Below are 11,915 nucleotides of genomic sequence, written 5' to 3' on the forward strand. Positions count from 1 at the left end.
GGTTTAAATGATGCAAAATATCCATTTTATCGGCATAGGCGGTATAGGAATTTCCGCTTTAGCAAGATTTTTAAAAGAAAAAGGTTTTAAAATTAGCGGAAGTGATCTTAAAGAGAGTAAAATCACTAAAGAACTAGAAAAAGAAGGGGTTAAGGTCAGCATCCCTCATTATAAAGACAATATTTTAAACAAAGATTTAGTTATTTATTCTGCTGCTATCAAAGAAGAAAATCCTGAATTTAAATACGCTAAAGAATTAGGCATTAAATGCCTTTCACGCAAAGAGGCTTTACCTCTTATTTTAGAAGATAAGCGCGTTTTTGCAGTTGCAGGAGCACATGGAAAAAGTACGACTTCAAGTATTTTAGCTTCTTTGCTTGATGATGCTTCTGTGATTATCGGAGCGATTTTAAAAGAATTTGGTTCAAATATGATTTATAAAGAAAGCCAAAACCTTGTTTTTGAGGCTGATGAGAGCGATAGTTCTTTTTTAAATTCAAATCCTTATTTGGCTATAGTTACTAATGCAGAAGCAGAGCATTTAGATCATTATGGCAATGAAGTTTCAAAACTCCATCATGCTTATACGCAGTTTTTAGATGTGGCTAAAATTCGCGTGATTAATGCTGAAGATGAGTTTTTGAAAAATTATAAAAATGAGTCAATCAAACTTTATCCAAGCAAAGATATCAAAAACTGCACCATGTGTATAGAAAATTTCAAACCTTTTACAAGTTTTGAGTTAAAAGATTTAGGTGAATTTAAGGTTTTTGGTATGGGATATCATTTAGCTCTTGATGCGTCTTTGGCGATTTTGGCGGCTCTAAATTTTTTAGATATAGAAACGATAAGAACTAGGCTTAAAAATTATCAAGGTATTAAAAAGCGTTTTGATATTTTACATGCTGATGAAAATTTGGTTTTAATCGATGATTATGGTCATCATCCTACTGAAATAAAAGCGACTTTAAGTGCAGCACAAGAATACGTAAAATTAGGTGGATATAAAAAAATCACAGCTATCTTTGAACCTCACCGCTACACGCGTTTGGCTACAAATTTAAAGGAATTTGCAAAGGCTTTTGAAGGTGTTGATGAGCTTGTAATTTTACCTGTTTATGCTGCAGGAGAAGAGCCTATAGAACTTGATTTAAAAGCGGTTTTTCCTAAGGCTTTATTTGTAGAAGATATCAAAAGAGAGGGTAAATTTTTAGTAGCTTCCAAGGGACAGGTTTTTGAAGAAGGGCTTATTATAGGTTTTGGTGCAGGAGATATCAGTAATAAATTAAGGCAAAAAAATGAGTAGGGTTTTTTTATATTTTTTAATTATTTTAATTTTAGCCTTAATCACTTTTGCTTTGCGTGAAAAATTAGGCAAAAAAACCAAACCTTTTTTTGGTATTTTACTTGTGATTTTTATTGTTTTAGCAGTATTTTTTGAATTTGAAAACACACAAAAAAGTCATTTAAGAACAGATATTATCGTAGCTTTTAATCAAAATAAAAATATTTTATGTAAAGATATCAATGTTTCTAAGGCGTATTTTAATTATGAATTTGGTACAGGAAGTTTTATTTCAAAGGATAATAATCAAAGTTTTAATTCTTTAATCATAGATATTAAAGATTGTAGGTTAAATGATGAATGATACAAAAGAAGAATTGATCTCAAAGCTTGATTTAAACAGCTATTTAGAAGAGTTTAAAGCCCTTTTTGCAAGAGATAAGGAGATTTTTTTACAAGGAGATTCTAATCTTCATTTTAAACGTATACATGAGCTTTGCGAGGTGGAATTTCCTACTATGCCAGAGCTTAGCAATCTTGATAAAGCCTTAGTGCATTTAAGCAAGCAAGGAATTTTACATTTAGATGAAATTTTTGAATTTGTAAAAATTTTTCGTTATTTTGAAAAGCTAAAAAAATTAAAACTAGGAACAAATTTAGACTCTTGGTTGCAAAAGATAGAATTTGTTAGCGGGGCTTTGGAGCTTTGTTTGAATTTCGATGAGAAAGGGGAATTAAAAGAAAGTTTAGATGAAAGACTTGTAAATCTTAATGCTGCTTTAAGATTAAAAAATGAAAACATAATAGTTGAGTTTAAGAAATTTTGCCATACAAAAGCTTTGATGCCTTATCTTATCGATACACAAATCCATCTTATAAGCAATCTTGAAGCCTTGCTTGTAAGAGGCGGGTTTAATCACGCTATTAAAGCAAAAATCATAGGTAGAAGTAGCGGTGGCGGCTTTTATATCGTGCCTTTAAGTGTTGAAAATTTGCAAAATGATATAGAAAAAATCAAAAATCAAAAAGAAGAAATTTATTATGAATACGCTAAAAATTTCTCAGCTTTTTTAGCAAAAAACCTACCTTTTTTAAAATTTATCAATACAGCCTTTGATCTTTTTGATCATTATAGTGCTAGGGTTTTGCTTGCTAAAAAAAAGGATTTTGAATTTGTTTTGTGTGATCAAAGTACGGATTTAGTGCTTAAAAATTTCGCTCATCCTGCCTTAAAAAATCCAAAAAGCGTGAGTTTGGAATTTAAAAAACAAGTTTTAATCATCACAGGGGTAAATGCAGGTGGAAAATCCATGCTTTTAAAATCCATGCTAAGCGCAGCATTTTTAGCTAAACATCTTTTGCCTATACATATAAAAGCAAGTGAAAGTAAAATCGGTACTTTTAAAGAATTTGATGCCATCATAGAAGATCCGCAAAATGTTAAAAACGACATTTCAACTTTTGCAGGAAGAATGTTGCATTTTTCTAGACTTTTTTCTAAGAAAAATTTGCTTTTAGGTATAGATGAAATAGAGCTTGGAACAGATTTTGAAGAAGCGGCTTGTTTGTATAGCGTGTTAATTTCAAAACTCATAGCTAATAATCTTAAAATCATCATCACCACGCACCACAAACGCCTTGCTATGCTTTTAGCAAAGAATGAGCAAGTTGAACTCATCGCTGCTTTATATAACGAAGAGCTTTCACGCCCAAAATATGAGTTTTTAAAAGGTACTATAGGAAAATCTTATGCCTTTGAAACGGCTTTGCGTTATCAGATTCCGCCGAATTTAGTTAGCGAGGCTAAAAAGCTTTATGGCGAGGCTAAAGAAAATTTAGAAGAGCTTGTGGGTAAAAATATCAATCTTGAATTAGAACTAAAAGCTAAGCTTGAAAATGTCGAGAAAAAAGAGCAAAAAGTCGATGAAATTTTACTTTCTTTAAAAGATCAAAAAGAAAAAAATGAACAAGAATTTCGTACGAGTTTGAGAAATTTAGAATTTAAATTTCACAAAGCCATAGAAGAAGCTAAAAAAACTATACAGCTTAAAGATACAAAAGATAAGCAAAGAAGTCTTAATAAAGCCAATGAGCTTAAAAAAGAAATCATCTTGCCAAGTATGGAGCAAAATGAAGAATTGCGTGTGGGGGATTTTGTAAAATATGAAAAAATTAAGGGTAAAATCATAAGCATTTCTAAAAACGATGCTATGGTTGAAAGCGATGGGATCAAACTTCGTGTGCCTTTAAAACTGCTTAAAAAAAGCACTCCTACACCTAAAATAAGTCCAAAAACAAGCATTAGTGTGGCAAAACCGACTAATCTTAGCGTTAGCTTGGATTTGCACGGGCTTAGGAGTGATGAAGCTATTTCAAGGCTTGATAAATTTATTTCAGATGCTTTGCTTGCAGGCTTTGATGAAGTTTTAGTTTACCATGGTATAGGAACAGGAAAGCTTGCCTTTGCGGTAAGAGAGTTTTTAAAAACTCACAAAAGTGTCAAAGGCTTTAATGACGCACCGATCAATCAAGGTGGCTTTGGTGCTAAGGTGGTAAAATTATAAGGAAATAAATGATTACAAAAGATAATTTAAAACAAGTTTTAAAAAACTTAGGCTTTAAAAATAAAAATGAAAATTATGTAAAAACAATCAATAATTACACTCTTTTAATAGATTATAAAAACCAAAGTATTAATTATCCAAAAGAAATAAAAATTCACGATAAAACTACTTCTAATTTTTCACACCCTGAAAATTTTGTAGTTTTTGAATGTGTGCATAGACTTTTAGAAAAAGGTTATAAGGCTGAATATTTAGAGTTAGAGCCAAAATGGAATCTTGGCAGGGATAAGAAAGGCGGTAAAGCTGATATTTTAGTAAAGGATAATGAAAACAATCCTTATTTAATTATAGAATGTAAAACCACAGATTCTAAAAATAGTGAGTTTATAAAAGAATGGAATAGAATGCAAGAAGATGGAGGACAGCTTTTTTCTTATCTCTAGCAAGAAAAAGGTGTAAAATACCTTTGTCTTTATACAAGTGATTTTATTGATAAGTTGGAATACAAAAACTACATCATACAAGCTTACGATAACGAAGAATATCTAAAAGAAAAAGAATTGCAAAATTCTTATAAAAAATCTAATAACAATATAGAACTTTTTAAAACTTGGAAAGAAAGTTATGAACTGCAATATTTCGAGCAAGGTATTTTTGAAACAAATGTCAATGCCTATAAAATTTTAGAAATTACTCCAACTTTTGATAATCTTAAAGAACTTAAAGAAGAAGGCAAATATCACGAATTTGCAAAAATTTTACGCAAGCATAATATATCAGGCAAGGAAAATGCCTTTGATAAACTTGTAAATATTTTTCTTTGCAAAATTTATGATGAAACTTTTAATAAAAACAATCTCAAATTTGGATATTTTGGTGTAATGGCAGATACTTATGCAAATATGCAAGATAGATTAATGTGGCTTTATAAAGAAGCTATGAAAGAATTCTTAGGAGAGAAAATTACCTTTGTATCTAATGAAGATATAGAAAAAGACTTTAAGCAATTAAAGATAAAAACTTTAAAAGAAGTAATGCAAAATTACATCAAAGAATTAAAATTTTATTCAAATAATGATTTTGCATTTTTAGAAGTGCATAATAAAGAATTATTCTTAAAAAATGCACTTGTATTAAAAGAAATAGTAGAGCTTTTTGCAAATTACAAGCTTACCCAAAACTCTACAAATCAATTTTTAGGCAATCTTTTTGAACTTTTTTTGCAAAAAGGTATGAAGCAAGATGAAGGGCAGTTTTTTACCCCTATTCAAATTTGTGAATTTATTATGTATTCTTTACCGCTTCACGAAATGTTAAGCAAAAACTCTAAAGCTTTAAGGGTGATTGATTATGCTTGTGGTGCTGGACATTTTTTAAACACCTATGCCAATGAGCTTAAGCGTTATCTAACAGAAGATGAGCTTAAAGAGCATTATAAAAATATTTATGGTATTGAAAAAGAGTATCGCTTAAGTAAGGTTTCTAAGGTATCAAGTGCAATGTATGGGCAAAATGAAATCAATATTTTATACGCTGATGCACTTGCTTCTTTTGAATTAGCAAATACAAATAATTTAGAAGGAGAAAAAGCAAAACCACAAATAGAATCAAATAGTTTTGATTTGCTTATAGCAAATCCGCCTTATTCTGTAAAAGGATTTTTAGAAACTTTAAGTGATAAATCTAAAAATACTTATAAACTTTTCAACGATGATATAAACATAGAAACAAATAATTCTATCGAATGCTTTTTTTGTGAGCGAGCAAATCAAATTTTAAATGATAATGCTAAAGCTGCTATTATCTTACCAAGTTCTATTTTAAATAAAGATTCTATTTATAAAAATACAAGAGAAATATTATTTCAAAATTTTGATTTTATTACCATTGTAGAGCTAGGTAATCAAACATTTGGAGCAACAGGGACAAATACGATTATTTTATTTTTACGCAAAAAAGAAACTTTTAAACAAGAAAATCATCTTATTTCTCAAGATTATAGTTTGATTAAAGAACGCATAGAAGCTGAAAATTTAAAAGACAATGAAAGCTTTTATCAAAATTATCTAAGTGCATATTGTGATTTTAGAAAATTTGATAAAGAGCTTTATAGCAATTTTTTAAATGGAAACTTAGATTCTAAACTCACAGAGCTAGAAGCCTTTAAAGATTATCGCAATGCATTTAGGCAAACAAGTGATTATAAAAAACTTAAAGAATCTAAAATTTATAAAGAAAGTAAAGATAAGCAAGATTTAGAAGATAAAGCCTTTTTAGCTTATGCTCAGGCAATAGAAAAGGATAAATTGCTTTATTTTAGTCTAAGTCTTAATCAAGAAGTTTTAATCATAAAATCTCCAAGTGATATAAAAGAACAAAAGAAATTTTTAGGTTATGAGTGGAGTAATAGAAAAGGTGATGAAGGTTTAAAAGAATTGCACGAGCCTTATTTGAGCCCACTTTTTGAAAGAGGCAATCCACAAAATGAGACTAAGCTTAATACTTTAATCTACAAATCTTTTTTAAATACGCTTGATGTTATCCCGCAAGAATTACAGACTTATGCTACAAAAGCAAGGCTTGTTGATATGATGGATTTTGAAAAAGTGGAATTTAATAAAGCTATAAGTTTAAATCCAAAAACTCAAAGAGAAGAAATAAAGTCTCAATACCCATTGGTTAAATTGAAAATTTGTGGAGATTTTTTCATGGGAGGAACACCATCAAGAAAAAATATAAATTATTGGAATGGGGATATTAAGTGGCTAACAATTAGCGATTACTCTAATCGTCAAGTTATTATGGATACTAAAGAAAAAATTACAAGAGAGGGTTTTAAGAATTCTAATGCAAAAATGATACAAAAAGGTGCTGTTGTTGTTTCAATTTATGCAACTATTGGTAGAGTTGGAATATTAGGCGAAGATATGACAACAAATCAAGCTATAGTAGCTATTATTCCAAATAAAGAATTTATAAATAAATATCTTATGTATGCTATTGATTATTTTAAATTTCAATTATATAACGAAGTTATTATAACTTCGCAACAAAATATAAATTTAGGAATCTTGCAAAATATGGTTATTCCAAAACCACCGCTTGAAATTCAAAAACAAATCATAGCAGAGTGTGAAAAGGTAGAAGAGCAGTATAACACAATAAGAATGAGTATAGAAGAGTACCAAAAGCTAATCAAAGCAATACTTCAAAAATGTGGTATTATAGATGATGGGGGGGGTATGAGCTAAATTCTATTTTAGATAAAATTAATAATTTGTGTAAAATAAATTTGGATAGTGAATTTTTATCATCATTTAATAAAACAATTAAAGAATATGCTTTATCAAATCCAATTTTTAAACTAAGTATTGGAAAAAGAGTTTTAAATAATGAGCTGCTTGAAAATGGACAAATTCCTGTTTATAGTGCAAATGTGTTGGAAGTATTTGGATTTGTTAATAAAGAAATTTTGCAAGATTATGATAATGATTCTGTTTTGTGGGGTATAGATGGAGATTGGATGGTGGGATTTATACCAAAAAATAAAAAGTTTTATCCAACTGATCATTGTGGGGTATTAAGGGTTGATGATACAAAAATAAATGCTAAATACATAAGTTTTGTTTTAAATGAAGCTGGTAAAAAACAAGGATTTTCAAGAAAACTTAGAGCTTCAATAGATAGAATAAAAGCATTAAGGGTTAAACTTCCTTCTTTGGAATTTCAAGATTAAATAGCAGATATAACTGACAAGATTGAGAAAAAAATCAATGAATATAAAATAGAACTTGATAGATTAGAAAAAGAAAAAGAAAAAATCTTGCAAAAATATTTATTTTCTTAAAGCATTTTTCGCTAAACTTTGTAAATTTTATAAGGTTTAGCGATGAAAAACATTATGATATTAAGCGGAGCGGGTTTGTCTGCTCCAAGTGGGCTTAAAACTTTTAGAGATAATGATGGACTCTGGGAAGAATACGATGTTATGGAGGTTTGCTCTGCAACAGGTTTTAGAAAAAATCCTAAAAAGGTACTTGATTTTTACGATGCAAGAAGGGCACAACTTCAAAATGTAAAGCCAAATCATGCTCATGAAAAAATCGCACAATTAAAAGAAAAATGGGGTAAAAATCTTTTTGTCATCACGCAAAATGTAGATGATTTGCTAGAGCGTGCAGGGTGTAAAGATGTAGTACATTTGCATGGCTTTTTGCCCGAACTTCGCTGCTTAAAATGCGAAGAAATTTTTAATATAGGCTATGAAAAAATCACAGATAAACAATGCCCAAAATGCAAAAGTAAGGATTTAAGACACAATATAGTTATGTTTGAAGAGCAAGCTCCTGCTTATGCTACGCTTTATTCTTTGTTAAATCAAACTTCGCTTTTTATCAGCATAGGCACAAGTGGGGCGGTTTTGCCTGTAGGGCGTTATGCTTCAATGTGCGAAAAAAGTATTTTAAATATCTACGAAAAAGATGCAAATTTAGAGCGGTATTTTGATAAAATCTATATAGAAGATATTATAAGCGCTATTGATAAAATCGCACTTGATATAGAAAATTTTATGAAAGATGGTAATGTTTGATTCTTTTTTAAGTGGAGTTTTTTTGGGCTTTGGAGTGAGTGTTCCTTTTGGACCTGTAAATATTTTGATTTTAACTTATGCACTAAAAGCTTTTAAAAATTCCATAGCTGTAGGACTTGGAGCATTTAGTATAGATATGCTTTATCTTTTTTTGCTTCAATTTGGGCTTTTAAATTTCTTGGACAATGTTATTTTTATGCGTTCTTTGGCGATTTTTGGTTTTTGTTTTTTAACTTATATGGCGTACTTGATGCTAAGAAAAAAGAAAGAAAGCTTAAATTTAGAGCATAAAGAATTTAAAGAAAGTCTTTTGAAAAGTTATATTAAAGGAGCTTTTTTAAATGGTTCAAATCCTTTTGTGATAGGATTTTGGCTTAGTGCTGCAAGCGTGGTTTTAAGTAGTGATCATGCTTATTTGATGACTTTAGGACTTGTTGTGGCTATACTTTTTTGGGTAAGTGCTTTAGCTTTTGTGGTGGCAAGATATAGTCATGTTTTTAGTGCAAAAGTTGTTTTTATAATCAATATAATTTCAGCTATAATTATAGAGTATTTTGCTCTTAATTTATTATATAAAACTTTCTTAGGATAAAAAATGAATGCAAAAGAATTTTTAATCGAACTTTTAAAATTTAAATCTGTTACGCCAAATGATGATGGAGCTTTAAATTTCATCGCTATGGAACTGAGTGATTTTGAAGCTTTTTTTATAGAAAAAGAAGGCATTAAAAACCTTTTGCTCACTAAAAAATTTAAAGATGAGGGTGATCATTTAGCTTTTGGTGGGCATGTAGACGTGGTGCCTGCAGGCGAGGGTTGGAGTAGCGATGCTTTCGTGCCTATGGAAAAAGAAGGCTTTATCTATGCAAGAGGTGCTCAAGATATGAAAAGCGGAGTAGCAGCCTTTGTAGATGCGGCAAAGAATGTAGATTTTAAAGGAGCAAGACTGAGTCTTATTTTAACAAGTGATGAAGAAGGCGAAGCTATATATGGAACTAAGGCTGTTTTAGAATGGATGCAAGAAAGAGATATGCTACCTGATTATGCCGTGGTTGCAGAGCCAACCTGTGTTAAAAAAATCGGCGATAGTATCAAAATAGGGCGTCGTGGTTCTATCAATGGAAAGCTTTTAATCCGTGGAAAACAAGGGCATGTTGCTTATCCTGAAAAATGTATCAATCCTGTGCATGATTTTGCGCCAGTTTTAAAGCTTTTAGCGGGTTTTGATCTTGATCCTGGAAGTGCTGAATTTAGTCCTTCAAAAATCGTTATTACTGATATTCGTGGAGGTATGGGGGTATGTAATGTTACGCCAAATGATTTAAAACTTATGTTTAATGTTCGCAATTCCCCTGATACAAGCTTAGAAGATGTAAAAAGCTATGTAGAAAAAATTTGTCATGGTTTAAACTATGAGTTAGAGCTAAAACAATCAAGCGAAGCTTTTTTGACAAATATCGATAATAAAATCGTTCAAAAAATGAATGAAAGCGTTCAAAAAATCACTCATGAAGTGCCAGAGCTTAATACTAAAGGCGGCACAAGTGATGCAAGGTATTTTGCAAAATACGGTGTAAAGGTAGTGGAATTTGGGGTTTGTAATGATAGAATTCACGCTATTGATGAAAGAGTAAGTATAGAAGAATTTGAAAAACTTTGCCTTGTTTTTAAAGACTTGATAGAAAATTTTTAAAGGTTTAAAATGATTATCAATGGACAAAAGCTTGAGTTAAAAGAGCTTAAATTTATGGATTTTATCAAAGAAAAAGGTTTTAAAATCGAACTTATCGCTTTAGAATTAAATGGAGAAATCGTACCAAAAAGTGAGTTTGAAAATTTGATTTTAAAAGAAAACGATAAAGCTGAAATCGTAAGCTTTGTAGGAGGCGGTTGATGAGAGTGAAATTCAATGGCAAAGAACTTGATACAGACTTTAAAACAAGTTTGGAATTTTTTGAAAATATCAGCAAAAATGAAAATGATGTTTGGATTATCAATGGTTTTGCAACAAAAGAGAATATCGCTTTAAACGAAGATGATGAGCTTTTTTGCATAGAAAAAAATACTTTACCTCCAAAAGATGCACTAGATGCTATGATGAGAGCAAGACATACACCAAAACTTCACGATAAACTTAAAAATGGGCGCGTGGCAGTTTGTGGTTTAGGTGGGCTTGGCTCACATATAGCGATAAATTTGGCAAGAAGTGGAGTGGGGTTTTTAAAGCTGATTGATTTTGATGTGATTGAGCCTAGTAATTTGAATCGTCAAGCTTACCGTGTAAGTGATTTGGGTAAATTTAAAACCGAAGCTTTAAAGGAGCAAATTGGCGAGATTAACCCTTATATCAGCGTTGAAATTTGCACTTTAAAAATCGATGAGAATAATTTAAAGTCTTTGTTTAAAGATATAGATATAGTTTGCGAAGCCTTTGATAGTGCTATTGCAAAAGCGATGATGGCACAAAATTTTCATAGATTTTACAAAGATAGTATTTTAATCTGTGCTTCAGGGCTTGCGGGCTATGGTGATAGCAACAGCATACAAACAAGAAAAATTGCTAAAAATTTTTATGTATGTGGGGATTTGGTAAATGGTGCTAAGCTAGGAAATGGACTTATGGCACCAAGGGTAAATATTTGTGCAGGACATCAAAGTAATCTTGTTTTAGAGCTTTTAGCAAATAAGGAGTAAAAATGCAAGAAAATTTAAAAAATGATAAATTAAAAATAGGCAAATACGAGTTTAATTCAAGATTTATTTTAGGTTCTGGAAAATATTCGCTAGAGCTTATAAAATCAGCCATAGAAGAAGCTAAAGCGCAGATTATCACTCTAGCCTTACGCCGTGCAAATACAGGGGAAATTGCTAATATACTTGATTATATCCCTAAAAATATCACACTTTTACCCAACACTTCAGGCGCAAGAAACGCCGATGAAGCCTTACGTATTGCAAGGCTTTCAAGAGAGCTTGGTTGTGGAGAACTTATCAAGATAGAAGTGATAAGCGATAGTAGGTATTTGCTGCCTGATAATTATGAAACGATTAAAGCTTGCGAGCTTTTAGCTAAAGAGGGTTTTACACCCCTACCTTACATGCATGCTGATCTTTACGCAGCTAGAGCTATGCGTGATGCAGGAGCTGCGGCTATCATGCCTTTGGCAGCGCCTATTGGGAGCAATAAAGGCTTATGTGCTAAGGAATTTATACAAATTTTGCTTAATGAAATTGATTTGCCTATCATTGTAGATGCGGGTATTGGAAGTCCTGCACAAGCTTGTGAAGCTATGCAAATGGGAGTAAGTGCGGTGATGGTAAATACAGCCATAGCTGAAGCTAAAGATATAGCCTTGATGGCTAGAGCTTTTTCTTTGGCGGTAAATGCGGGAAGAGTGGCTTTTTTGGCGGGTTTGGCAAGCGTGAGCGAGGCTAAAGCAAGTTCTCCATTAACAGGCTTTTTAAGGGATTAATC

10 protein-coding genes and 1 pseudogene are annotated in these 11,915 nt (G+C 31.1%); all 11 read left to right on the top strand.

All coding sequences use genetic code 11. The annotated features are described in order from the left end of the window. Positions 1-7 precede the first annotated feature (7 nt). The 11 genes and pseudogenes from murC to AJ932_RS05145 all read left to right on the top strand — a co-directional run bounded on the left by murC (position 8) and on the right by AJ932_RS05145 (position 11,913). On the top strand, positions 8-1,306 hold the full coding sequence (gene murC / locus AJ932_RS05100) for a UDP-N-acetylmuramate--L-alanine ligase (RefSeq protein WP_083261765.1): 1,299 nt from the start codon (positions 8-10) through the stop codon (positions 1,304-1,306). Further along, the gene (locus AJ932_RS05105) at positions 1,299-1,649 is read left to right on the top strand and encodes a membrane protein (protein WP_002869116.1); all 351 of its coding nucleotides are present in this window, start codon (positions 1,299-1,301) and stop codon (positions 1,647-1,649) included. The genes murC and AJ932_RS05105 overlap by 8 nt, the downstream gene beginning before the upstream one ends. After that, entirely contained in the window at positions 1,639-3,849 is a 2,211-nt protein-coding gene (locus AJ932_RS05110; RefSeq protein WP_083261764.1) for an endonuclease MutS2, read from the top strand. Before AJ932_RS05105 ends, AJ932_RS05110 begins: the two co-directional genes overlap by 11 nt. An 8-nt stretch (positions 3,850-3,857) precedes the next feature. After that, positions 3,858-7,115: pseudogene (locus AJ932_RS05115) on the top strand (N-6 DNA methylase); the annotation flags it as partial. Positions 7,116-7,126: 11 nt separating this feature from the next. Continuing rightward, the gene (locus AJ932_RS11025; protein WP_410002269.1) at positions 7,127-7,585 is read left to right on the top strand and encodes a restriction endonuclease subunit S; all 459 of its coding nucleotides are present in this window, start codon (positions 7,127-7,129) and stop codon (positions 7,583-7,585) included. Between the two features lie 153 nt (positions 7,586-7,738). Beyond that, positions 7,739-8,440, top strand: a complete 702-nt coding sequence (locus AJ932_RS05120; protein ID WP_002827318.1) for an SIR2 family NAD-dependent protein deacylase — start codon at positions 7,739-7,741, stop codon at positions 8,438-8,440. Then, a complete protein-coding gene (locus AJ932_RS05125; RefSeq protein ID WP_002861777.1) occupies positions 8,433-9,032 on the top strand; it encodes a LysE family translocator in 600 nt (199 codons plus the stop codon). Before AJ932_RS05120 ends, AJ932_RS05125 begins: the two co-directional genes overlap by 8 nt. Before the next feature lie 3 nt (positions 9,033-9,035). After that, a complete protein-coding gene (gene dapE / locus AJ932_RS05130; protein ID WP_070278102.1) occupies positions 9,036-10,133 on the top strand; it encodes a succinyl-diaminopimelate desuccinylase in 1,098 nt (365 codons plus the stop codon). Between the two features lie 9 nt (positions 10,134-10,142). Continuing rightward, the gene (gene thiS, locus AJ932_RS05135; protein ID WP_002858367.1) at positions 10,143-10,334 is read left to right on the top strand and encodes a sulfur carrier protein ThiS; all 192 of its coding nucleotides are present in this window, start codon (positions 10,143-10,145) and stop codon (positions 10,332-10,334) included. Next, a complete protein-coding gene (gene thiF / locus AJ932_RS05140) occupies positions 10,331-11,134 on the top strand; it encodes a thiamine biosynthesis protein ThiF (protein ID WP_083261763.1) in 804 nt (267 codons plus the stop codon). Before thiS ends, thiF begins: the two co-directional genes overlap by 4 nt. 2 nt (positions 11,135-11,136) lie before the next feature. Next, positions 11,137-11,913: a thiazole synthase gene (locus AJ932_RS05145; protein WP_070278098.1), complete on the top strand. Its 777-nt coding sequence runs from the start codon at positions 11,137-11,139 to the stop codon at positions 11,911-11,913. Positions 11,914-11,915 lie beyond the last annotated feature (2 nt).

The sequence above is a fragment of the Campylobacter sp. BCW_6873 genome (assembly GCF_001762365.1).
GTDB classification, from domain to species: domain Bacteria; phylum Campylobacterota; class Campylobacteria; order Campylobacterales; family Campylobacteraceae; genus Campylobacter_D; species Campylobacter_D jejuni.

Excerpts from the sequence above, each read along its gene's own strand:
- murC (WP_083261765.1), top strand. The coding sequence starts at position 8 with ATGATGCAAAATATCCATTTTATCGGCATAGGCGGTATAGGAATTTCC.
- AJ932_RS05105 (WP_002869116.1), top strand. The coding sequence starts at position 1,299 with ATGAGTAGGGTTTTTTTATATTTTTTAATTATTTTAATTTTAGCCTTA.
- AJ932_RS05110 (WP_083261764.1), top strand. The coding sequence starts at position 1,639 with ATGATGAATGATACAAAAGAAGAATTGATCTCAAAGCTTGATTTAAAC.
- AJ932_RS05120 (WP_002827318.1), top strand. The coding sequence starts at position 7,739 with ATGAAAAACATTATGATATTAAGCGGAGCGGGTTTGTCTGCTCCAAGT.
- AJ932_RS05125 (WP_002861777.1), top strand. The coding sequence starts at position 8,433 with ATGTTTGATTCTTTTTTAAGTGGAGTTTTTTTGGGCTTTGGAGTGAGT.
- dapE (WP_070278102.1), top strand. The coding sequence starts at position 9,036 with ATGAATGCAAAAGAATTTTTAATCGAACTTTTAAAATTTAAATCTGTT.
- thiS (WP_002858367.1), top strand. The coding sequence starts at position 10,143 with ATGATTATCAATGGACAAAAGCTTGAGTTAAAAGAGCTTAAATTTATG.
- AJ932_RS05145 (WP_070278098.1), top strand. The coding sequence starts at position 11,137 with ATGCAAGAAAATTTAAAAAATGATAAATTAAAAATAGGCAAATACGAG.